Here is a 22,800-nt window from a genome sequence, read left to right on the forward strand (position 1 = left end):
GAGAGCCATGCCCTGGCTCGAGTTCGATTCCCTGGTCAACGCCCGCGACCTCGGCGGCACCCCGTGCACCGATGGGGGCGTGATCAACTCCAACCGGTTGCTCCGGTCGGACAACCTGCAGGACCTGACCGGGCACGACATCAGACACCTGCTGGACCTGGGGCTCACCGATGTGGTCGACCTGCGCTCGACGATGGAGGTGCGCAGCGAGGGTCCAGGGCCGCTCGAAAGTGTCGACGATGTCCGGATCCACCACTTCAGCTACCTGCCCGAGACCGACCTCAAGCCGTTGCCGGAGGACGACCCGGCTGATGTGTCCGGGGCTGACACATCGGGTGTCGATGCGCCGGAGGAGGCGCTGCCGTGGGTGGGGAAGGCGCCGTCGGTTGATCATGACGACGTGTTCGCCTCGCACTACCTGTCATACCTGAAGGATCGGCCCGACGACGTGGTCGCTGCCCTGCGCACGATTGCGTACGCGCAGGGCGCGGCCTTGGTGCACTGTGCGGCCGGCAAGGACCGCACCGGGACGACCGTGGCGATGGCGCTCACCCTGGCCGGCGCGGATCGCGAGGCGGTGGTGGCCGACTACGCCGCCAGCAGTGAACGGATGCAGTTGATCATCGACCGGCTGTCGGCCTCGCCGACCTACCGGGCCAACCTGGCGGGCCGACCGCTGTCCTCGCACCTGACGAACGCAGAGACGATGGTGGCCGTGCTGGACCAGCTCGACCAGCTCGGTGGCGTGGAGGCAGCCCTGATGCGACTGGGGTGGACATCCGAGGACACCGCCGCGATGCGCGCGAACCTGCGCGGGTGACGCCCGTGGTGCCGGAAGGGGGCACGATCGACCTCCGCAGTGACACGGTGACTCGCCCGACCTCGCAGATGCGGGAGGCGATGTTGCGGGCCGAGGTCGGGGACGACGTGTACGCCGAGGATCCGTCGGTCAATGCGTTGGAGGCCAAGGTCGCCGCGCTGCTCGGGCACGAGGCCGGGCTCTTCTGCGTCACCGGATCGCTGGCCAACCTGCTGGGGGTCGCGGTGTTGGTGCAGCCCGGCCAAGAACTCTTGTGCGATGCGCGCGCCCACGTCGTCCGGGCCGAGCTCGGTGCCCATGCGGCCCTGTCGGGGATCACGACGCGCACCTGGCCGAGTGCTGACGGCCGGGTGGACCCGGACCTGATCATGGACATGGCAGTCCCGGACGCCGGTCCCTACCTGGTGTCGACCGCGGCCGTGTCGGTGGAGAACACCCACAACTTCGCCTCGGGGTCGGTGCAGCGACATGATCAACTGGTCGAGCTGTCGCAGCGGTGCCGGGCCGCTGGGATCGGGCTCCACCTCGACGGAGCACGGCTGTGGAACGCGCACGTCGCGAGCGGAGTCGAGCTCGCCGAGACGGGACGCCTGTTCGACACCGTCAACGTCTGCTTCTCCAAGGGGCTCGGGGCACCCGTCGGTTCCATGATCATCGGAAGCGCCGAGTTGATCACCCGGGCCCGCGTGCTGCGGAAGCGCTTCGGCGCCGGCTGGCGTCAGGCCGGCATGCTGGCCGCCGCCGCATCGTACGCCGTTGATCATCACGTGGCGCGCTTGGCCGATGATCACGCCGCGGCCCGCGCGCTGGCCGAGCGGGTGGCCGTACGGGCACCAGCTGCGGTCAACCCGGCAGAGGTGGAGACCAACATCGTGGTGTTCGACAGCGGGGAGCGGTCCGCCGCCGACGTGGTTGCGGCAGCAGCCGAGCGCGGGGTCGCGGTGTCGCACCTGGGGGAGCGAGTGCTGCGAGCTGTCACCCACCTCGACGTGTCGGCCGACGACGCCGTCCGCGCCGGCGAGGTGTTGGGCGACCTCCTGGCGCCGGCGCAGGCAACATGAGCGCTTCCGACATCATTCTCCGGTGGCGCCACCCGGTCTCGGACGCGGAGATCGTCGAACTCACTCGTGCACACGGCGGGAACCCGGAACCGGGCTGGTGGGACAAGGTCCAGAACCACTCGCTGGGCTGGGTCACCGCCCGGGCCGAGGAGGGCTCATTGGTGGGATTCGTCAATGTTGCTTGGGATGGCGGCGCTCACGCCTTCCTGGTCGACACGAAGACCCACCCCAGCCACCAGCGGCAGGGCATTGGCACCATGATCGTCCGGCGCGCGGCCCAGGAGGCCAAGCGGGCCGGCTGCGAATGGTTGTTCGTTGACTTCGACTCGCACCTGGAATCCTTCTATCTTGACGCGTGCGGCTTTCGGCCGACAGCCGCCGGGCTGATCCACCTGCCCTCGGCGGCGACCTGACTCACGCCACCAGTCTGATCCGCCCGCGCCGCCGGGGTCGGCGTCATGGAGGCACCCGTGGCACACCTGTCATGAGGTGAGTCCTCTGGCCGTACGATGACGCGATGGCTCGCGACGTTGACCAAGCGAACGGTCCAGGGTCGGCGACCCGCGAGCGGATCCTGTCCGCAGCACTCGACCTCGTGGCCGAGCGGGGGCTGCAATCCCTCACCCATCGCGGTGTGGAGGAACGCGCCGGGGTGTCGCACGGCCTCACCACCTATCACTTCACGAATCGCGACGCGCTCATCGAGGCGCTTTTCACCTACACCCTCGAGCGACAACTCGAGTGGGTGACCCAACTGCAGGACGAGCTCGCGGCCGCCCGTACAGTCAGCCCCACGGTGGATCCCGTCCGCTACGTCGAGCGGGCTGTCGCGACCTTGGTCACGGAGCGTTCGCTGACGTTGGCGCGCTACGAGATGTTCCTGCACGCGGCGAGGACGCCGCACCTGCAGGCCACGGCTCGCGAGATCCGCCAGCCGTTCGTGGCCATCTTCGCCGAAGCCTTCACGGCCGCGGCTCCGGATCCGCTGTGGGCGGCCCACCGCCTGTTGAGCGCGGTCGAGGGCATGCTGCTGTTCCAGATCTCGGGCCCGGAGACGGAGTTCGACGCCTGGGCGGCCGAGTACGTCGTGACCATCGCCCAAGCCCTGTCGGGCGCCCCGTCAGGCCCTCCCGCGAACGGCTGAGGGGGCCTCAGCTCCATGCCCATGTCGAGAGCTGGCTGCGATGGGACTTCTACATTCGTAGAATCCGGTTCATGAGGCCACAGTCGACACTTGGCCGCGTCGTCGTCATCATCGCGGCCGTCATCAGCGCCACGGGCATGTTCGGCATCGGCCTGTGGTGCTGGCTCGAACCACAAGGCTTCGCCAGGTGGGCCAACTGGCCAGCTCATGATCACTTCCTCCATGACGCCGGCGTCTTCCAGATGGCGATCGGCCTGATGGTCGCTGCCGCCCTGTGGTGGCGCGATGCGTTGGGCGTCGGCCTGGCGGGCATCGCCTTGACCAATGTCCTCCACGCCTGGAACCACTGGGCGGACCGGGAGATCGGCGGACATCCCAGCGATCCGTACGGCTTGCTCGCGGTCGGCGTGCTCGCCGCGGTGGGCCTCGTTCTCCGGCTGCGCCACAAGTCACGATCGTCTTCAGGCGAGACCGATCGGGCCGCGGAGGCGCCGAGCGCGGAGGTGAAGGCATGAAGGTGTTGGTGGCGGGTGCAACCGGCGCGATCGGCCGTGCCCTGGTGCCGCAGTTGGTGGCGGCCGGGCACTCGGTGTTGGGCCTGACCCGCCACGAGTCGGCGGCGGCAGGCCTCACGGCGACGGGCGCGACGCCGATCGTGGCCGACCTGCTGGACGAGGCAGGCCTGCGGCGTGCCCTCGACGGCCACGGCGCGGACGCGGTCATCCACCAGGCCACCGCCATCACCGGACTCCCGATGCGACACCGCGACCTGTTCGCGACCGATGAACTCCGCTCCTGGGGCACCCGCAACCTGGTGCGCGCGGCCACCGAACTCGGAGCCCACCGGATCATCACACAGTCGTTCTTCCTCGGGTACGGCTGGCGCGACCTGGGCCCCGATCTGATCGACGAGACCGCGCCGTTCGGCGTCACCGAGGGCGGGCCGTTCGACCCACACCTGCGGGCACTCCGCGAGAACGAGGACCTGGTGCTCGGCGAGGCCGGGATCTCCTTGCGGTACGGGATGTTCTACGGTTCCGACGCGTCGACGGCACAGATGGTGAAGCTGGCTCGCCGTGGCTGGATGCCCGCACCGCGGCCGTCCTCGAGCGTGTCACTGGTGCACCTGACCGATGCGGCTGCGGCCACCGTTGCCGCGATGACCGCAGGACGTCCCGGGCAGGCGTACAACATCGCCGACGACCACCCGCTCGGGATGGACGAACTCATCGACACCGTCGCCGAGACCCTGGGTGCCCGCCGACCCCTGCGGCTACCGGCCGCCCTGTTGCGCCCGACGCCATACCTGTATGCGCTGATGGCGGGCGTCCGGGTCAAGCTCGACACCCGTCTGGCACGGGCCGAGCTGGGTTGGCAGCCACAGTTCCGTACCTGCCGGGCGGGGCTCACCGATCTGATGTCGGCCGTGACCGCCTGATCGCCGCTGTCGTTGATCACCGTTGTGCCCCGGAAGGTCCCGCCGGGCCGGTCAGCGTCGTATCCGTGGGCCGCTGAGCGACGTCGCTGGATGTCACGTCCAGCAACGTCGCTGTGGCGCCCCTTCGTACGGCGATCAGGCCCGGACGGGGCACGCGGCGAGACTCATCGTCCGGTTGACGGGTTTCCGGGCAGTCCTTAAGGTGGCGGCAGGTCGTCCCCTCCGACTGGTCGCCCCGGTCCTGTGAAAGGAACTGTCGTGTCCCACGCATTGCCGCGTGGCGGGAGCATCCTGCTCGCGCTGGGCCTCGTTGTCGCTCTGCTCGGTGTCCCCGTTGAGAGTGCTCGTGCCGTCGATCCCACCGGTCCGGCCGCGCAGGCGGTTGTCGACGCCGATCCGAACGTGACGTATCTCGGTGAGCCGGTCCACGTGTCGCAGCCGAGCCCCAACATGATCGGCACGATGGACGGCCGCGCTGTGTCGTACCAGGTGTTCAAGGGCACCGGGAACAGCGACAACCCGGGTGCTTTCACCGCCATCGACGTCGAGACCGGAGAGGTGGTGATCAACCTGCCGATGCCGACCGCCGAGACTGCCCGCGAACTCACCGTCGCCTCCGACGGCCGGGTCTACGTCGCCACGTACTTCGACCAGAAGCTGTGGCAGTTCGACCCCGAGACCAAGCAGTTGCGCGACCTCGGCACGTACGAGCCCGATCCTTCCGACGCCCAGCCGTTCGGTGCGTGCAACGGTCCCGATGGCCAGGTGTTCATCCCCACGTACAAGCATTCCGCGCTGTACAAGTACGATCCGGCGACCGATCAGATCACCAAGGTCGCCACGATCAACCCGGACAACATCTATCTGCACGCGTGTGCCTGGGACCCCAAGACCAACGACCTCTACGTCACCGCCGGCGGGCAGACCGCCGAGCTGTGGCGGCTCGCTGATGCCGGTGCCGGCGAGAAGACCAAGATCACCAACGAGACCAACGTTCCCGGGCTCGAGGCCGAGACCTTCATCAAGCGACTCTGGCTGGTCAATGATCACCTGGTCGCGAGTGCGGGAGGCCAACGACAGTTGGTGATCGGCACCGACGGTGTGGTGGACAAGTGGACCCCGGCCGGAGAGATCGGCGGCTACAACATCGTTCGGCTGCCCGACGAGCCCACGAAATTCTGGTACACCAAGTCGTCCAGCATCTTCGAGTACGACACCGAGGCCATGACGACCACCGACACCGGTCTCGACATCGGCTACTACTTCGGTGACGCCACGTTTGCGGCCAACGGCGACCTGATCGGCACCGATGCGCGTGGTCCGTTCCGGCTCACCATGGCCGGTGAGTACACCAGCACGCCGTGGACGTTCTCCCAGCCGACGGCGATCCAGAAGATGCTGCAGGGGCCGAACGGGCTGATGTTCGCCTCCGGCTATCCGACCGGGCTCGCCCGCGTCGACGCCACCGGCGGCGGCCAGCTTCACCCGTCTCTGTCGAGCGGCCAGTACGAGTCATCAATCATCCGCGACGGCCTGATGTACGTGGGCCACTACGGCAACGCACGGTTCTCACGATACGACCCGAACAACCCGACGGCCGCGCCACGGCGACTCTTCGACGGGCTCGCCGAGGGACAGGACCGGCCGTTCGCGATGGCGTACGACCCCGAGCGCGACGAGGTCTACATGGGCACCATCGCCGGGTACGGCAAGCTGCAGGGCGGTCTGGCGGTGTACGAGTTCGCCACCGGCAAGCACACCTGGTACACCGACGAGATCGTCCAGGGGCAGAGCATCATCTCGGTGGTGCACAACCCGAACGACGGCTTGGTCTACATCGGCACCAACATCGACGGTGGCATGGGGATCGAGGCGCCCGACGGTGAGGCGAAGTTGATCGTCTGGGACCCGGCCACCCGCACTGTCGTCCGCGAGATCGTCCCCGTCGCGGACCGAGAAGGGGTCACCGGCTTGTTGGTCGCCCCCGACGGCAAGGTCTGGGGCTGGGCCGAGGACACCCTGTTCGCCTACGACACGACCACCAACGAGGTGGTGCACAGCGAGGGTGGGCTGGCGCCGCGGTACGCCGCGAACACCTTCTACTGGGCCTGGGCCTACCAGTACGTGTCGAAGGTCGACGGCAACGTGTACGCCACGGTCGGCTCGCAGCTGCTGCGCATCGACCCCGACACCTTGGCAGTCACCGTGCTGGTGCCGTCGGGGGCCGCCTTCGGCAACATCGACACCGCCGGCGACATCTACTTCTCGTCGAAGTCGCACGCCTACAAGTACACGGTTCCCCAGCCGGTGCCGAATGCCGCCCCGACCCGGGAGACCAAGTGCCTCGTGGTCAATGCAGCGCTGGCAGGTCGCGGGCTCGCCTACCCGGACGGTTACCGCACCGCCTGGCGACAGGCGGTGGAGCACCTCGAGCAGCAGGTGGCCAACGGTCGGGGCGAGCGGCTCAGGAGCGTCTACTGCGACTGACCGAGCCACAGCACACCACCGGTGCGGCCGTCCCTAGGCTGGGTCCATGAAGATCACCCAGTGTGGACACTCCGCCGTCCTGGTCGAGGTCGCCGATCGTCGGCTGTTGATCGACCCCGGCAACTTCTCCGACGGCTGGCACGGCCTGACCGACCTGGACGCGGTGTTGGTCACCCACCAGCATCCGGACCACATCGATCCGGAGCACGCCCCGGCCCTCCTGGCGGCGAACCCGGAGGCTCAGCTGTGGGTCGAGCCGTCGGTGCTGGAGAATGTGGAACTGCCACAGGGCAAGGGAATCGCGGCGGACAGCCAGGTCACCGTGAGCGGGGTCACGATCGCTGCGGTCGGCGGCACCCATGCGGTGATCCACCGTGACATCCCCGTGGTCGGCAACGTGGGCCTGGTGATCAGCGCGCCCGGGGAGCCGACCCTGTTCCACCCCGGCGACAGCCTGGCCGCGGTGCCCAAGGGCGTCGACGTGCTCGCGCTCCCGGCCCACGGCCCGTGGGCGGCGATGAAGGAGCACGTCGACTTCGCCCGAGCGGTCGGCGCCCCGACCGGCTTCCTGATCCACCACGGCCTGCTCAACGAACGCGGCTACAGCCTGTCGTACAACAGGATCGGCGAGATGTCACCGACCGAACTGCTCGACCTGCGCCACGGGAATCCGTACGAATTCTGACGCCGGCCGAGCGTCGATCAGCCGAGGCGTCCCAACCGCAGGAACTGGGTGTCCCCGTTGTTGTCGTCCAGCGCGTCGTTGTCGGTGACCACGAACCAGTGACCCCGCCGGTCGCTCGACGGGCGTTTCCTCACGTTTCCCGAGCTTGTCGAGGGGTGGGGCTGCTGGGTGGGTCGACCCGGACCACCAACGGGGGCAGGAACAGTTGGGTCAGTGGCCCGATGCTCAGCGCGAACAGCACCGTGCCGATGCCGACCACCCCGCCGAGCAGCCAGCCGACGAGCACGACGACCACCTCGATGGCGGTCCGGATGACCCGCATGCTCACCGGCAGTCGCCGCGCCAGGCCGGTCATCAGCCCGTCGCGCGGCCCGGGACCGAACTGGGCCCCGATGTAGAGCGCGGTGGCCACCGCGTTGAGCACGATGCCGCCCACCATCAGACCGATCCTGGCGAGAAGTCCGTCCGGTGCACTGAGCAGCGCCAGGAACACATCGACCGCCACCCCCACCCAGACGGCGTTGGCGATGGTGCCCAGACCCGGTACCTCGCGCAGCGGGATCCAGAGCAGCAGGACGACCAGCGCGGTGATGATGGCGACGGTGCCGAAGGTCAGCGGGACGTGGCTGGCCACCCCGTAGTGGAAGACGTCCCACGGGATCATGCCGAGACCGCCCCGGATCAACATGGCCATGGACAGACCGAAGACCGTCAGCCCCACGAAGAGCTGGGTCAGCCGCCGCGGTAGACGCCCGGCGCGCAGCTGCTGGCGCGGCGTCATGGTCTGCAGACCCAGCAAGGTACGCGCTGGCTCCGGCTCAGGGGTGTCGTCCACACCCCATTCTGCGAGGTTGGCCTCGGTGGGTGGCTCACGCCTGACCGACGATGCCTTCCGGCTCCACGAAACCATCCGGCTCGGCAAGCTCGGCCGGCGCCGACACCGACGGCCGGAGACCGGGGCGCGGCGACCCGACGGTCTGCCAGACCCGCTCGGGGATCTGGTCGCAAAAGGCACACACGAAGTCGAGCGAGGCCCACAGGGTCGGCGGCGTGTGCTCGGCGGGGAACGTGATCACCGTCGACCCGGTCATGATCACCAACGACGGCTTCCAGTGCAGGAACCAGCTGGCGAGCTGTTCGGTGAGGACGTCCGCCAGGAACTGTGGATGGGACGACCACACGTCGAACATGGCGTCGAAGGCGGGGAACGGGGTGGGTTGCACCGGCCCCACCCGCAGCGCGTACGGCTGCTTACCGCGCGCGATCGTCAGCGTGGGAACGGGTGCCGGCAGGCGCAGTGCCAACACGGGTTGGTGGTGGGTGATGGTCTGGGTGTGCACCTGGGTCATGTTGTTGACGTGCGTCGTGTACGTCCTGGTGGTCTGCCACTGGTACTGGAATCCGGTGAACCCGATCCCACGATGGGTGCCGGTGACGATGTCGTTCGAGGTCGGGTTCTGACCGGTACCGACGGGGCCGATGCCGGCGAACTGCGCCACCGGGCCCTGACTCTGCGGCAACCACTGCCAGTCGGTGCCCCGGAAGCCGAGTCGCGGTGACTTCGGCTCGATCGCGAACCGCGCCAGCGCCTCCCAGTCGATCAGGGCCGCCACCTGGGCCAGCCGGTCGACGAACACCTTCAGCTCGTCCGGCTCATCGGTGGTCGGTGCCCCGACGGCCACCAGATTGGCGCCGTCGACGGACAGGTCGAAGCCTCGGCCGGCGGGACTGTCGACGGCCCACTCGGCGAGCGCGTCGAGCACCGGCGGGCTGAGCAGTGCGTTGGCGAAGTCCGTGTCGCCGGCCGCCTCCAGCACCGGCTCCCACCGCGGCCCGAGGGTGACCTTGTCGGCCCGGACCCCGATCCGGCGGTGCCGATCCCGGTCGGTGCTGACGTACAGCTCGGGGAACGCCTTCGGCAGCGCGATCATCGCGATCCGCGCGTTGAACGGCGGCACCGTGTGGCGGTACTGGAAGGCCTGGAACGATGTGCCGTTGCTGGTGGTGCCGATGATCGCCTTGGACAGCCAGCGACCGAACCCCATGTCGAACGGTGGCAGGGCGAGTCCGGCGACCCGCTCCAGTGTCGGGCTCGGGTCGGTCTGCCAGCCGTACGCGGAGATCGCCTCGCGCACCTTCGCCTGACGGATCGACTTGCGGATCGCCAGTCCGATGAACAGGCCTCCGATCGCGAGGCCGAGCACCAGCACCACGACCATGATCACGATGATGGCGTCCATCAGTCACCTTTCACCAGGAGCCGGTCTATCCGAGGGGGTGCACCTACACGTAGTACATGGTGACGGTAGCGCCCTTGCGGGCCTTCTCACCCGCCGCCGGGTCGGTGTAGCTCACGTACCCGAGGCCCAAGAAGTCCCGGCCGGTGACCGGCTTCTTCGCGACCTTGAACCCGGCCTGCTCCAACGTCTTGGTCGCGGCCTCCAGACCCATCTTGCGGACGTTGGGAACCGTCACCATCACCGGCCCGACCGACTGCACGATCGTCACCGTGTCACCCCGCTTGCCGGTGCCGTCGGCCGGCGACTGGCTGATCACGTTGCCCGACGGCACCGAGTCGTGGTTCTGCTTGGTGATCTTGACGGTGAACCCGGCCTTCTCCAGGCCTGCCTTCGCCTCGGCGGCGGACTTGCCGGTCCAGTTGGTGATCTTGATCGGTTGCGGACCCTTCGACACCGTCAGGTCGACCGGGGTGTCGGGCCGGACCATCGTGCCGGACTCCAGCGACGCCTGAGTGACGATGCCGGCCGCGACCTTCTCGTCGTACTCCTCGGTCACCTCGCCGACCGTCAGCTTTGCCTGCTCGAGCGCGGATCGGACGTCGTCGAGGGACTTGCCGACGATCTCCGGTACGGCGTAGCGCTCCGGTCCTTTGGAGATCACCAGCTTGACCTCGGCCTCGGGCCGGACCTCGCTCCCGGCCGTCGGGTCGGTGCGGATCACCCGACCCTTCGGCACGGTCTCGGAGTACTCCTCGGTGGCGGTGTTGGCGACCAGTCCCGCCTCCCGCAGCGCACCGGCCGCCTGGTCGGCGGTCATGTTGACCACCGGTGGGGTGGCGACGGTGCGGTGCTCGACGAACCACCAGCCGCCGAGTGCCGCGCCGGCGGTCAGCAGCAGCACCAGCAGCAGGGCGATCAGCCCGCGCCGCCGGGCACGGCGCTGGGCCTGCCGGGCCCGCGTCGAGGCACCCGGGGGTGGTGGGGCGACCGCGACGAACCGTTCCGAGGGGCTGTCCGCCGAGTGGGCCGGGGTGCGGTGGCTCGCCGGACTGGCCGCCGACGTACGGCGACGTGGTTGTGCGGGCTTCACCCGGATCGCCGGGGTGATCCCGGTCGCCGGGCTGATCTGGGTCACCGGGTCGTAGTCGGCCGGCATCACCGCACTGCGCACCCGGATCCCGTTGGCCTCGTTCCACTGGGCCACGTCCGACGATCCGGTCGTGATGATCTCGGTCAGCTCGGAGTCGGAGGCCGCGCCGGACCGGAGCCGTGACCGTACGGCCCGCAGCTCGTGGAGCAGGGTCCGGGCATCGGTCGGACGCTCCGACGGCTGCCGTGCCGTCGCGTGCTGCACCAGCGCGTCGACGTAGTCGGGCAGGTCGGCCACCACCTCCGACGGGGGCGGAACGTCGTTGTGGACGTGGGCGTACGCGACCTGGATCGGTGACTCGCCGGTGTGGGGCTTGCGGCCGGTCAGCAGCTCGTACAGCACCACCCCGGCGGAGTAGACGTCGGAGCGCGGGTCGGCCTTGCCGGTGGTGACCAGCTCCGGCGGCAGGTACGACACCGTGCCGATCAGCAGCCCGGCGGTCGCGGTGGAGGTCTGCGCGGTGATCGCCTTCGCCAACCCGAAGTCCGCCACCTTGATCTGGTTGGTGTCGTCGGCGATCAGTACGTTCTCGGGCTTGATGTCGCGGTGCACCAGGCCCGACTCGTGTGCGGCGGCCAGCGCGCACAGCACCGACTCCATGATCGTCAGCGCCCGCACCGCATCCATCCGGCCCTCGTTGCGCATCAGGCTGCGCAGCGTCCGACCGTGCACGTACTCCATCACGATGAACGGCCGGCCGTTGTCGATGCCCTGGTCGAACACCGACACCACGTTGGGGTGGGAGAGTCGCGCGGCGGCCCGCGCCTCGCGGTCGAACTTGCGGGCGAAGTCGTCGTCGTCGCCGAGGCCGACGTGCATCACCTTCACCGCGACCGTACGGGTCAGCCGCAGGTCGGTGGCGAGGTAGACGGTGGCCATGCCACCGCGGGCGAGCCGGTCCGTGATCTCGTACCGACCTTCCAGGGCATGACCGACCAACGGGTCGCGCATGCTGGTCATGGTCACAGGTACTGCTCCAAACACGGTGGGGAAGAAGGGCCGTGTCAGGCCTGACACGAAGCTTATGAGCTGAGCCGACGTTGGCGGCGTAGCCGAGCGGGTGTGTCCGACACCTCGTCGCGTCGCGGCGGGGCGCCGACGGCGGTCAGCTCACGTCACGCCGGATGGTCACGAGCATGCCGATCGCGGTCGGGACGGCCGCCCAGGCGATCAGCACCAGGCTGGCCAGCCACCACGCGAACGGGTCCTGTGCGGCACTCATCATCGGGTTGCCCGACAGCCCGATCATCGCCGCGGTCGCGCCGGACGGCATCAGGTTGAGCAGCACGTCCCACTGCTGGAACGCGAACACGAAGCTCACCAGCGGCTCGAGGATGTAGGCGAAGCCGATCGCGACCAGGATCGCCACGACCTGGTTGCGGATCAGGATGCCGACCCCCAGGCCCATCAGCGTCCACAGCATCAACGACAGCACGCCCAGGGCGAGGTTCTGCCAGACCAGTGGTTCGTCGAGCTGCATCGAGCCGCCGAAGATCATCACCATCGGGATCGCCACCAGAACCCCGACGATGGCCGACACGACGCCGTACAGCAGGCCCATGATCGACGTCGCGCCCACCTTGGCCAACAGCACCTGCCAGCGACGGGGCGTCGCGAGGTAGGTCCAGGTGATCGTGTGGTGCCGGTACTCCTGGCCCATGCTCGTCACCCCCAGCACCAACGCCAGGATCCGGGTCATCGTGTTGCCGCCGTTGTGCACCGCGGAGATGGCTTCGGGGGTGGTGAAGGCGTCCATGTCGCCGGAGATCAGGCCCTGCAGGGCGCCGAAGGTCACGGCGTAGATGGCGCCGGCGACGACGACCACGATCAGCAGCAGCCACCACAGCTTGGTGGTGGTGAACTTCAACAGCTCACTGGTGAAGGAGCGCATCAGGAGGCCTCCTGCTCGAGCATCTGGAAGAACGTCGCTTCGAGGTCCACCCGTTCGACGGCGAGTTCGACCACGGCCACCTGGTGCTGCAACATCGCCCTGCCGATGGCGGCGGTGTCTTCGGTGGCGACCCGCAGGTACGGGCCGGAAGCGTCCTCGGCGTCGAGGACGGTCCAGCCGGCCTCGGTGAGGGCGGCCCGCGCGGCGTCGCGGTCACGTCGTCCGACGCGCAGCAGGCTGGTCGGCTCGGCATCGCCGAGTTGGTCGATCGGCCCGTGTCGGAGCAGACGGCCGTGGCCGATCACCGCGACCTCGTCGGCGGTCTGGTTGACCTCACTGAGCATGTGCGAGGAGACCAGCACCGTCTTGCCCTCATCGGCCAGTCCGCGCAGGAACGACCGCAGCCACCGGATGCCTTCGGGGTCGAGCCCGTTGGCCGGCTCGTCCAGGATCAGGTAGTCCGGGTCGCCCAGCAGGGCGGTCGCCAGCGCGAGCCGCTGCCGCATGCCGAGCGAGTAGCCACCGACGGTACGGCGGGCGGCCTCGGTGAGCTTGACCAGGTCGAGCAGTTCGTCGACGCGCGCGTTGTCGGCGTGCGCGGTCGGCGCGAGCACCCGGAGGTGGTCCCGGCCACTGCGGCCGGGGTGGAACGCCGCGTCGAGGGCCACCCCGACGGTCTGTTGCGGGCTGTCCAACTCGGCGTAGCTGCGACCCCCGAAGGTGGCGGTCCCCGAGGTCGGTGTGACCAGGCCGGCCAGCATGCTGAGGGTGGTCGTCTTGCCCGCACCGTTCGGGCCGAGGAAGCCGGTCACCACCCCCGGCGGGATGGTCAACGTGACGTCGTCGACGGCGACCACCTTGCCGAAGTGCTTGGTCAGGTTGCGCAGCTCGATCGGTGGGGAGCCATCGTGGGCGGGGGCGGGTTCCTGGGCGGCACGGCGCGGTTGGTACGAGTCAGCCGACATGGGGCAATGTTGCCAGATCGGACCAACGCGCCGGTGCTCACCACGTGGTCCATGATCAGTCGATGCGTCCCTCGTGCGGGCTGGACGCCTCGGCGTAGCGACGCACGGGGATCCGGCCGGCACCGTACGCGAGCCGCCCGGCCTCGACCGCCCGGGCCATCGCGCTGGCCATCGCGACCGGGTCCTTGGCCCGGGTCACCGCCGACGCCAGCAGTACGGCGTCGCAGCCGAGCTCCATCGCCAGGGCGGCCTCCGAGGCGGTCCCGATCCCGGCGTCGAGGATCACCGGAACGTCCACGTCGGCGACGATCAATTCGATGTTGTGCGGATTGCGGATGCCGAGCCCGGAGCCGATCGGGGCGCCCAACGGCATCACCGCCGCACAGCCGACCTGGGCCAGCCGTCGCGCCAGGATCGGGTCGTCGTTGGTGTAGGGGAGGACGGTGAACCCGTCGGCGACCAACTCGTCGGCCGCCTCGACCAACTCCAGCGGATCGGGCAGCAGCGTGACGTCGTCGGCGATCACCTCGAGCTTCACCCAGTTGGTCTCCAACGCCTCCCGGGCGAGTTGTGCGACGAGCACCGCTTCGGTGGCGGTGTGGCAGCCGGCGGTGTTGGGCAGGACGGCGATGTCGTGGCGCCGCAGGACGTCGAGCACCGAACCCTTGGCGGTCGGGTCGACCCGACGCATCGCCACGGTGGTCAACTCGGTGCCGGAGGCGATCAGGGCGCGCTCCAGGACGTCCATGCTGGGGGCGCCCCCGGTGCCCATGATCAACCGCGAGTCGAACTGTCGGTCGGCGAGGGTGAAGGTGTCAGTCATCAGCCACCCTGCACGGCCGAGACGATCTCCACCCGGGCACCGTCGGCGAGCACCGAGTCCGACCACCGCGCCCTGGGCACCACCGCCTTGTCGACCGCGACCGCGATGCCGCGGCCGGTGGTGTCTTCCGGCCGGGTCCGTGCCACGACGTCGGCGATCGTGGTGTGGTCGGCGACCTCCTGGTCGGTGCCGTTGAGGATGATGATCATGGTGACTCCTGGGTCGTGGGGTGGGCGTCGCCGACGCCGGCGAAGCGGTCGAGGGTGAACGGTGCGGCGACCTGCGGCAGCGTGCCGGTCATGATCAGCTCACTGATCACCTCGGCGGTGATCGGGGTGAGCAGGACGCCGTTGCGGTGGTGACCGGCGGCGAGCACCAAGCCCGGGATCCCCGCCTCGCCGAGGATCGGGGCGTGGTCGGGCGAGGCCGGGCGATGACCGACCGACACCTCACCCCAAGCGTACTCGTCGATGATCGGCAGGACGGTGCGTGCGTCCCGCAGCAGACCGTGGATGCCGCCGGCGGTCGCGTCGCCGTCGAAGCCCCGGTCCTCGCTGGTCGCGCCGATCACCACCTCGCCCGAGGCGCGGGGGACCAGGTACACCTCGAAGCCGCGGGTGAAGGCCCGCACGGTGCAGTCGGGTGTGGGCAGGGAGCCGGCGCGCAGCCGTACGACCTGGCCCTTGACGGGACGGATCGGCAGCTCGAACGGCAGCGGGAACTGTCCCGACCACGCCCCGGTGGCGAGCACGGTGACGTCGGCGGTGACGGTGCCGCCATCGGCCAGTCGGGCGCCGGTCACCGTACCGCCGTCCATGATCAACTCGGTGACCGTCGCGCGATGGCGGGTGACCCCGAGCCTTTCGGCATCGGCCTGCAGGGCCGCCAGCAGCAGCCGGTTGTCGACCGACCAGTCCGACTCGACCCACAGCCCGGCACGGACCTGTGGAGCCAGTAGCGGTACGTGTCGGCGGGCCTGCCGGCCGGTGCGCAGTTCGGCGGTCAGTCCGACCCTCGCCAAGAACCCGGCGAGGTCGGCCAGCCGGGCCGCGTCGTCGGCGTCGAACCCGACCGACAGGGTGGGGGTCCGGCGCAGGCCCACCGGTAGTCCGGTGTCGGTGGCGAGTCGATCGGCGAAGTCGGACCAACGGGCCAGCGCGGCCAGGTTGAGCGGCAGCAGCAGGCCCTCGGTCGGCTCGGCCTCGGTGACCGGGGCCAACATGCCTGCGGCAACCGGGGAGGCGGTGTTGTCGCGGTCGTCGGCGACCAGCTGCACCCGGGCACCGTGACGGGCCACGGCACCGGCGATGGCGGTGCCGATGAGGCCGCCTCCGATGACCAGGGTGTTGGGCGAGCGCACCCGGCGAGTCTAGGTCGTCAGGTCTTCGGGGTGCTGGGCGTCTTGGCCCGGAACCGTTGCTGGGCGCCCTGCTTGGTGAGGCCGTACAACTCCCCGAGCCGGGTCCACGAGACACCCTCGTCGCGGGCCGTCCGCACCAGCTCCCGTTCGGTCCGTTCGACGAGTTCGCGCAGCTGCCGGGCCGCATCGAGGGCCGCCAACGTCTCGGTGGCCTGCTGCACCTCCGCGAGCGCCGACGCCAGTTCGGCGTGATCGGCGTTGTCGGGTCGAACCTGTTTGGCCACGGCCAAAGCGTACCGCACCGACGGCCGTGCCCGACACACGTCGTCAACCACATGTTGACGCGATCGTCAACGTATGATTGACTCTCTGGTCAATGACACGTTGACGCTGGGAGGAGGGCACCATGGCGAAGAAGAAGGACAAGAAGGACAAGAAGGGCAAGAAGAACAAGAAGAAGTGACTGCGCGACGCCCCGGCCCCACGACGGAGCCGGGGCGTGCTCGCGTCCGGACGCGCATCCCGGACGCATCCGGTGACGACCCTGCTTCGCGAGCTCCGCAGCCACCGTGGCGTAGATTTGCCCCGTGACCGCCTTGATGGGAATCGATGCCCGACTGAAGCTCGCCCGCCTCTACCTGTGCACCGATGCACGCCAGGAGCAGGGCGACCTGCCCGACTTCCTCGAAGCCGTGTTGCAGGGCGGCGTCGACCTGGTCCAGATCCGCCAGAAGGGGATGGACAAGGCGGCCGAGTTGGACGTGCTCGCGCTCGCGCGCCGGATCGCGATGCCGTACCAAGGCCTGGTCGTGGTGAATGACTCACCCGCGGTGGCGGGGGAGTTCCGGGCCGACGTGCTCCACCTCGGCCAGGACGACGAGAAGCCCAAGCGCGCTCGCAAGTCCCTGCACGAGTGGGCCAAGATCGGCATGTCGACCCACGACCCCAAGCAGCTGAAGGCCGCGATCGCCGACCGCGACGTCGACTACTTCTGCGTCGGCCCGGTCTGGCAGACCCCGACCAAGCCCGACTACACCCCGGCCGGCCTGGACCTCGTCCGCGCCGCTGCGGCGGCGGCGCCCCCCAGCGACCCCGGCGCCAAGCCGTGGTTCGCCATCGGCGGCATCGCCGACGACACCATCGACCAGGTCATCGAGGCCGGGGCCCGCCGGGTCGTCGTGGTCAGGGCGATCTGCGACGCCCCCGACCCGGAAGCGGCCGCCCGCCGGTTGAAGGATCGGCTCCGGCAGGCATGGCGGGACGACCCCGCGATGGAGGCCTACTCGATCCGGGCCGTCCAGTAGGGCTGACCGTCAGCCCTGCAGGAATCCGATGTTGTAGCGCTTGGCCAGCACCTCGAGCGCGACGTCCATGTTGACGACCTCGAGTGCCGGGATGCTCGCGACGGCCTTGCCCTGGTGGTTGCGGAACTCGAAGGACACCTTCTTGTCCTTGTCCTGCGTCATCCGGATGCCGGCGACATCGGCGGGGGCCACCTTCTTGCCGGAAAGGTTGAGCTGGTCCCCGGTGATCCTGATTGCGCGGAAGTCGACCTCGGCGCCTTCGGCCAGCTTCTGCTGCACCCCGGGCTGGATCGCGCCGTTGATGTGGCGTCGCATGGTCGCGAAGAACTCCTTGTCCTCGATTCCGAGATCCTTGCCGCCGACCCACGACAGCAAGACCGCGGGCTCGTTGCCCAGCGAGGAGATGTAGTGCATGTCCTGCCACTGCACGTCGTGGATCGTGCTCCGGGTGACGATGCGCACGACCGACGGGTACGCCCACACCAGGGTGCAGCCCTTGGGGCGGCCCATGTACAGCGACGCGAGGCCCGCGACGATCATGACCACCCCGATGCCGACGTTGAAGGCCGGTGCCTTCGAACCGAAGCCCTGGACCGCCACCGCCGTGCCGACCGTGGCGAGACCACACCCGACCAGCCCGAGGAAGCCGGAGCCGAGCCCGGTGGCCTTGACGTACGAGGTCAGCGGGGCCTGCTCGCCGTTCAGGGTCTCGGCCACGGCGATGTCGCGCCGCCAGCGGTGGATCAGCAGCGCGATCATGACCGCGGCCAGGACGAACAGCACGATGCCGGCCACGATGAGCGACGTCTTGGTCCACTCGGCGTAGTTGAGGCGCTCGGGGTAGGTCCAGGTGCTGGTGCCACTACGGCGGCCCCGGATGGTGCACATGTCGCCGGCAGTCATGACGTCGCTGCCACACTTCGCCACGACCTCCCGGCCGAGGTTGATCACGAACATCACGATGCCGGCCACCGCGACCAGGCCGAAGACGACCACGGAGGCGATGGGCAACCGACGGAACACGTCCATCGGGTTCTCGGGGTTGGCGGCATTCACGTCACTGGGGGGTTGCTGGGCCCCGGGCTGCTGCGTGCTCACCGGCGGAATCCTAGGCCACGACCGGGGTCAGGCGCACATCGCGATCGGCCCCTCAGGTGTCGCGGCGAACTGCCGCGGTCGCCAACGCCGACAGGGCCGTACGGCCCGCCTCACCGGCCGGGGCGTCGGCCAGGTGGGAGAGCGCCTCGTCGTACAACCTGTCGATCATGGCCTCGACCCGGTCGGCCGCCCCGGAGTCGGTGATCACCTGACGGAGCCGGTCGAGGTCGGCGTCGGTCATCCGGTCCCGGCCCACCAACTCGGCGAGCAGTTGCCGTCCGGCGTCGTCGGTGCCCGCGGCGGTCTGCGCGAGCAGCACGGTGCGCTTGCCCTCGCGGAGGTCGCCGCCCGCCGGTTTGCCGGTCACCACCTCGGTACCGAACACCCCCAACAGGTCGTCGCGGTACTGGAACGCCCGCCCGATCGCCGAGCCGAAGCGGGCCAGTGCCTCGAGCAGCTCCGGACTGCCGCCGCCCAGCGCGGCACCGAACTGGACCGGGCGTTGCACGGTGTAGCGGGCGGTCTTGTACTCCACCACCCGCGACGCCTCGGTGAGCGCGGCCTGCAGGGTGTCGCCGTCCTCGGGGCCGCGGGTCCGGAGTTGGGCCTGCGCCATCACGTCGAGGAACTGGCCGGCGGTCACCTCGGTCCGCATCGCGGCCAGCAGCGGCCGTGCCCGCGCCAGTTCGGCGGCGTCCAACCCGGCGGTCTCCAACATCTCCACCGACCACATCACCAACATGTCGCCCAGCAGGATGGCCCCGGCCCGGCCGAACGCGTCGGCGTCCCCGACCCCGGCGTGGTCGTGGTGGCGGGTGGCGAACTGGTGGTGGGCGGCGGGGATGCCGCGACGCAGGTCCGAGTCGTCCATCACGTCGTCGTGGACCAGGGCGCTCACGTGCAGCAGGTCGAGGCTCGCGGCTGCGGTTCGTACGGCCTCCGGTGCCGGCCGGTCGGCGGCCGCGACGTACCCCCACACCGCGAAGGCGGGCCGGATCCGCTTGCCGCCCGCGGTGAACGCGCGGGCCAGCTCGACCACCGGGGCCAACTCGTCGGCGATGTCGGTGACCACCGTCTGCTGACCGTCGAGGAATCCGGTGATCCGGTCGGCGATGTCGTCGCGGAACGCCTTCGCGAGCGGTTGGGAGGGGTCCCAGTCAGTGGAGCGCACCCGGTGAATCTAGCCCACCGCCTCATACTGGGTGGCCATGGACAGCCCACCTCGATCGGCCACGGTTGCCGACATGCTCGCCGCAGCCGATCGTCCGCTGTTCTCGTTCGAGTTCTTCCCGCCCCGCGACGCCGAGGACGAGCGGGTGCTGTGGCACACCGTCCGGCGACTCGAGCAGTTGGGTCCCGACTTCGTGTCGGTCACCTACGGGGCCAGCGGGTCCACTCGGGAGCGCACGATCCGGGTCACCGAGGAGATCGCCGCGACCACTACGCTCAAGACCGTGGCCCACCTGACCTGTGCCAGCCAGTCGGTCGACCAGCTCCGCCACGTGATCGGGAGCTATGCCGCCGCCGGGGTCAACAACGTCCTCGCCATCCGGGGCGACATGCCGGGTGGGCCGACCGTGCCGTGGCAGCCGCACCCCGACGGACTGCGCAACGCGACCGAACTGGTGGAGTTGATCAAGGGGCTCGGCGACTTCTGCGTCGGGGTGGCCGCGTTCCCCGACATCCATCCCGAACGTTGTGATCCTGATCTTGACGCCGAGGTGTTGCTGGCGAAGGCGGCCGCCGGGGCCGACTACGCGATCACCCAGCTGTTCTTCGACGTGTCGGCCTATCTCGCCCTGGTCGAGCGGGTCCGCGATCGGGGCTGTGAGCTGCCGATCATCCCCGGCATCATGCCGATCGCCTCGCTGCGCCAGATCCGGCGGATGACCGAACTGTCAGGGCAGCAGGTGCCGGCAGCGGTGGTCGACCGGCTGACCGCGGTGGCCCCCGACGCGGTCCGCGCCGAGGGCATCGCGATCGCCACCGAGATGGCTCAGCAACTGCTCGACGTCGGTGTGCCAGGGCTGCACTTCTTCACGCAGAACCGTTCGTCGGCGACGCGAGAGATCTACGCCAAGCTGCGCCCGGCTCGCGATCGAGTGTGATCAACCGCTGCGTCGCGCGGGTCAGCGCGACGTACAGCAGGCGCACCCCGCCGGGTGACTCGGCGATCACCTCGTCCGGGCTGACGACCAGCACGCCGTCGTACTCCAGACCCTTCGACTGCTGGGCGGTGACGACCACCGTGCGGTCACGCATCGCTGCCAGCGCAGGATCCTCGGCGAGTTGATCACTGACCGCGGTGAGTGCTGCCAGCGGGACGACCACCCCGACACTGCCCTCGACCTGATCACCCAGGTCGAGCACGGCGGCCCGGACGGCGGCGGCGAGGTCGGAGCCCTTGGAGACCGTGCGCAGCTCCGGGTCGTGACCGGTGGAACGGACCGCGCGGGGTACGTCGGCCCGCTCGTACGCGCCCATGATCACCTTGCCGGCGAGGTCGTACACCTCGGCCGGACTGCGGTAGTTGGTGCTCATCCGGAACCGGCGCTGCGGGGCGGTGCCGATCAGGTCGGCGACCGCCCGGTCGCTCTCCTCGGCGTCGGGCCACGAGCTCTGCGCCGGGTCACCGACGATGGTCCAACTCGCCTGCGCCCCACGACGGCGCAGCATCCGCCACTGCATGGGCGTGATGTCCTGTGCCTCGTCGACCAGCACGTGGGCGAACGTGTCGTGCGGCTCGGCGAACGGATCGACCTCGACCTCACGGGTCAACTGGTCGGCGATCGTGACGACCTCCGACACGTTCGACCCCTCGTCGAGGAACAGCGACACGTCCGACTCGTCCTCGGGGGCCGGCAACGGACCGAGGATCGCCACCAGTTCGTCCAGCAGCGCCGCATCGGCGGCACTCCAGCCCGGCTCGGCGTAGCTCGCCGACAGGGCGGACTGTTCGTCGGGGGAGAGCAGGCCGTCGGCCGACCGTCCGACCACACCGGGGTCGGCCAGGTGGCCCAGCACGTCGGGGGCCGACAGGGTTGGCCACCAGGCGTTGACGAACATCCGCCACTGCGCCGTCGAGGTCACGGCGTCGGTGAACGCGTCGGCGGTCAGCTCGTCGTCCTCCTCCTCGGTCGCCTGGTCCGCGGTGCTCACCTCGTAGCGGCCGCGGAGCAGGTCGAGCACCCGGGACAGCGCGACCTCCCGGCCGGCGTTGTGGGTGTGGTGACGCCACACCTCGGACCGGATCCGGTCCAGGTCGGTGGCCGTGGCGGTGAGCGGCTCACCCTTCACCATCACGCGCAGGTCCTGCACGACACCGGCCACCTGCGGGTCACGGACCAGACGACGCAACACCCGCACCATCCGCAGGCCACCCTTGACCGTCGAGGCGGCCGGGGCGTCCAGCCGTTCCCGACCGAGTCGTACGACGTCGCCGGGGACCTGGCCGATGGCGCGCAACGTCACCGACGTCTCGCCCAGCGACGGCAGCACCCGTTCGATGTAGTTCATGAACACCGAGCTCGGGCCGACGACGAGCACACCGCCCTGTTCGAAGCGACGCCGGTGTGAGTAGAGCAGGTACGCCGCCCGGTGCAGGCCGACGACGGTCTTGCCGGTGCCGGGGCCGCCGGTGATCAGGGTGAACCCCTGGTACGGGGCCCGGATCGCCTCGTCCTGCTCGGCCTGGATGGTGGCGACGATGTCGCGCATCCGCGGTCCGCGACTGCGCGACAGCGCGGCCAGCAGGGCACCCTCGCCGACCACCACCAGGTCGTCGTCGGCGCTCTCCCCGTCCAGCAGGTCGTCCTCGATGCCGATCACCTGTTCGCCACGGCAGCGCAGCACCCGTCGCCGGACGACGTCCATCGGATCGGCCGGCGTGGCCCGGTAGAACGGCTCCGCGGCCCGCGCCCGCCAGTCGATCACCAGCGGCTCGTACTCCTCGTCGCGGACCCCGAGGCGGCCGATGTAGCGGACGTCGCCGTCCCGCTGGTCGAGGCGACCGAACACCAGCCCGTCGTGCTCGGCGTCGAGGGTGGCCAACCGCTTGGCGGCCTGGTAGGAGAACGCGTCACGTTCGAACAGGCCGGTGCCGTCCTCCTCACGGACGTAGTTCACCCGGTCGGACTGGTACAGCGAGCGGCCGTCGCTGGCCACGTGTTGGGCTGCTCGGGTGAGTTCGCCCAGTCTCCGGTAGACCCGGTCGACGTGTTCCTGCTCAAGAGCGATCTCGCGGGAGACCTGATCGTCCGTCGTCGAGTCCGTCGCAGTGCCATTCGAATCCGGTCGACCTGCCGTGGCGCTGGTCAATGGGCTTCCCCTCCACC

Annotated in this window: 22 protein-coding genes and 1 pseudogene; 10 read left to right on the forward strand and 13 right to left on the reverse strand. The window is 69.5% G+C overall.

Annotation, left to right across the window (positions count from 1 at the left end):
• Nucleotides 1-7 precede the first annotated feature (7 nt).
• From ACQBAU_RS06210 to ACQBAU_RS06245, 8 genes are all read left to right on the forward strand, one after another.
• Nucleotides 8-820, forward strand: a complete 813-nt coding sequence (locus ACQBAU_RS06210) for a tyrosine-protein phosphatase (RefSeq protein WP_465254792.1) — start codon at nt 8-10, stop codon at nt 818-820.
• The gene (locus ACQBAU_RS06215; RefSeq protein ID WP_465254791.1) at nt 817-1,881 is read left to right on the forward strand and encodes a threonine aldolase family protein; all 1,065 of its coding nucleotides are present in this window, start codon (nt 817-819) and stop codon (nt 1,879-1,881) included. The genes ACQBAU_RS06210 and ACQBAU_RS06215 overlap by 4 nt, the downstream gene beginning before the upstream one ends.
• On the forward strand, nt 1,878-2,294 hold the full coding sequence (locus ACQBAU_RS06220; protein WP_434549414.1) for a GNAT family N-acetyltransferase: 417 nt from the start codon (nt 1,878-1,880) through the stop codon (nt 2,292-2,294). The genes ACQBAU_RS06215 and ACQBAU_RS06220 overlap by 4 nt, the downstream gene beginning before the upstream one ends.
• A 104-nt stretch (nt 2,295-2,398) precedes the next feature.
• Nucleotides 2,399-3,025, forward strand: a complete 627-nt coding sequence (locus ACQBAU_RS06225; RefSeq protein WP_434549415.1) for a TetR/AcrR family transcriptional regulator — start codon at nt 2,399-2,401, stop codon at nt 3,023-3,025.
• 71 nt (nt 3,026-3,096) lie between these two features.
• On the forward strand, nt 3,097-3,540 hold the full coding sequence (locus tag ACQBAU_RS06230) for a hypothetical protein (RefSeq protein WP_434549416.1): 444 nt from the start codon (nt 3,097-3,099) through the stop codon (nt 3,538-3,540).
• The gene (locus tag ACQBAU_RS06235) at nt 3,537-4,463 is read left to right on the forward strand and encodes an NAD-dependent epimerase/dehydratase family protein (protein WP_465254790.1); all 927 of its coding nucleotides are present in this window, start codon (nt 3,537-3,539) and stop codon (nt 4,461-4,463) included. The genes ACQBAU_RS06230 and ACQBAU_RS06235 overlap by 4 nt, the downstream gene beginning before the upstream one ends.
• A gap of 258 nt (nt 4,464-4,721) precedes the next feature.
• A complete protein-coding gene (locus ACQBAU_RS06240) occupies nt 4,722-6,950 on the forward strand; it encodes a ligand-binding sensor domain-containing protein (protein WP_465254789.1) in 2,229 nt (742 codons plus the stop codon).
• 46 nt (nt 6,951-6,996) lie between these two features.
• Complete coding sequence (locus ACQBAU_RS06245) at nt 6,997-7,635, forward strand: MBL fold metallo-hydrolase (RefSeq protein ID WP_434549419.1); 639 nt, start codon at nt 6,997-6,999, stop codon at nt 7,633-7,635.
• Nucleotides 7,636-7,765: 130 nt separating this feature from the next.
• Here ACQBAU_RS06245 and yczE read toward each other — a convergent pair whose 3' ends face one another.
• The 10 genes and pseudogenes from yczE to ACQBAU_RS06295 form a co-directional block, all read right to left on the reverse strand.
• Entirely contained in the window at nt 7,766-8,470 is a 705-nt protein-coding gene (gene yczE / locus ACQBAU_RS06250; RefSeq protein ID WP_465254788.1) for a membrane protein YczE, read from the reverse strand.
• Between the two features lie 34 nt (nt 8,471-8,504).
• Nucleotides 8,505-9,875 carry a hypothetical protein gene (locus ACQBAU_RS06255; protein WP_465254787.1) on the reverse strand — a complete coding sequence of 457 codons (1,371 nt, stop codon included), beginning with the start codon at nt 9,873-9,875 and terminating at the stop codon, nt 8,505-8,507.
• Nucleotides 9,876-9,918: 43 nt separating this feature from the next.
• Nucleotides 9,919-10,113, reverse strand: a complete 195-nt coding sequence (locus ACQBAU_RS06260) for a PASTA domain-containing protein (RefSeq protein ID WP_465255371.1) — start codon at nt 10,111-10,113, stop codon at nt 9,919-9,921.
• Nucleotides 10,114-10,191: 78 nt separating this feature from the next.
• Nucleotides 10,192-11,985: pseudogene (gene pknB, locus ACQBAU_RS06265) on the reverse strand (Stk1 family PASTA domain-containing Ser/Thr kinase); the annotation flags it as partial.
• A gap of 145 nt (nt 11,986-12,130) precedes the next feature.
• Nucleotides 12,131-12,916 carry an ABC transporter permease gene (locus ACQBAU_RS06270; RefSeq protein ID WP_434549422.1) on the reverse strand — a complete coding sequence of 262 codons (786 nt, stop codon included), beginning with the start codon at nt 12,914-12,916 and terminating at the stop codon, nt 12,131-12,133.
• Complete coding sequence (locus ACQBAU_RS06275) at nt 12,916-13,881, reverse strand: ABC transporter ATP-binding protein (protein WP_465254786.1); 966 nt, start codon at nt 13,879-13,881, stop codon at nt 12,916-12,918. Before ACQBAU_RS06275 ends, ACQBAU_RS06270 begins: the two co-directional genes overlap by 1 nt.
• A gap of 55 nt (nt 13,882-13,936) precedes the next feature.
• The gene (locus ACQBAU_RS06280; RefSeq protein ID WP_434549424.1) at nt 13,937-14,704 is read right to left on the reverse strand and encodes a thiazole synthase; all 768 of its coding nucleotides are present in this window, start codon (nt 14,702-14,704) and stop codon (nt 13,937-13,939) included.
• A complete protein-coding gene (gene thiS / locus ACQBAU_RS06285) occupies nt 14,704-14,913 on the reverse strand; it encodes a sulfur carrier protein ThiS (protein WP_434549425.1) in 210 nt (69 codons plus the stop codon). The genes ACQBAU_RS06280 and thiS overlap by 1 nt, the downstream gene beginning before the upstream one ends.
• Complete coding sequence (gene thiO / locus ACQBAU_RS06290; protein ID WP_465254785.1) at nt 14,910-16,064, reverse strand: glycine oxidase ThiO; 1,155 nt, start codon at nt 16,062-16,064, stop codon at nt 14,910-14,912. Before thiO ends, thiS begins: the two co-directional genes overlap by 4 nt.
• 17 nt (nt 16,065-16,081) lie before the next feature.
• The gene (locus tag ACQBAU_RS06295) at nt 16,082-16,348 is read right to left on the reverse strand and encodes a hypothetical protein (RefSeq protein ID WP_465254784.1); all 267 of its coding nucleotides are present in this window, start codon (nt 16,346-16,348) and stop codon (nt 16,082-16,084) included.
• A gap of 303 nt (nt 16,349-16,651) precedes the next feature.
• Between ACQBAU_RS06295 and thiE the strand changes: the two genes are divergently transcribed.
• Nucleotides 16,652-17,368, forward strand: coding sequence for a thiamine phosphate synthase (gene thiE / locus ACQBAU_RS06300; protein WP_465254783.1), 717 nt, complete (start codon nt 16,652-16,654; stop codon nt 17,366-17,368).
• Nucleotides 17,369-17,377: 9 nt separating this feature from the next.
• Here thiE and ACQBAU_RS06305 read toward each other — a convergent pair whose 3' ends face one another.
• Together ACQBAU_RS06305 and ACQBAU_RS06310 are read right to left on the reverse strand one after the other, a co-directional pair.
• Nucleotides 17,378-18,466, reverse strand: coding sequence for a hypothetical protein (locus ACQBAU_RS06305; RefSeq protein WP_465254782.1), 1,089 nt, complete (start codon nt 18,464-18,466; stop codon nt 17,378-17,380).
• A 52-nt stretch (nt 18,467-18,518) separates the two neighbouring features.
• Nucleotides 18,519-19,637 (reverse strand): polyprenyl synthetase family protein, encoded by a 1,119-nt coding sequence (locus tag ACQBAU_RS06310; RefSeq protein ID WP_434549430.1) that lies wholly within the window; start codon nt 19,635-19,637, stop codon nt 18,519-18,521.
• A 37-nt stretch (nt 19,638-19,674) separates the two neighbouring features.
• On the opposite strand from ACQBAU_RS06310, the gene metF reads away from it, so the two are divergent.
• Nucleotides 19,675-20,574 (forward strand): methylenetetrahydrofolate reductase [NAD(P)H], encoded by a 900-nt coding sequence (gene metF / locus ACQBAU_RS06315; protein WP_465254781.1) that lies wholly within the window; start codon nt 19,675-19,677, stop codon nt 20,572-20,574.
• Here the strand turns inward: metF and ACQBAU_RS06320 are convergent.
• On the reverse strand, nt 20,504-22,702 hold the full coding sequence (locus tag ACQBAU_RS06320; RefSeq protein WP_465255370.1) for a HelD family protein: 2,199 nt from the start codon (nt 22,700-22,702) through the stop codon (nt 20,504-20,506). The two genes, metF and ACQBAU_RS06320, sit on opposite strands and share 71 nt — an antisense overlap.
• Nucleotides 22,703-22,800 lie beyond the last annotated feature (98 nt).

The sequence above is a fragment of the Carbonicoccus niuqiaonis genome (assembly GCF_050157065.1).
Classification (GTDB): domain Bacteria; phylum Actinomycetota; class Actinomycetes; order Propionibacteriales; family Propionibacteriaceae; genus Avipropionibacterium.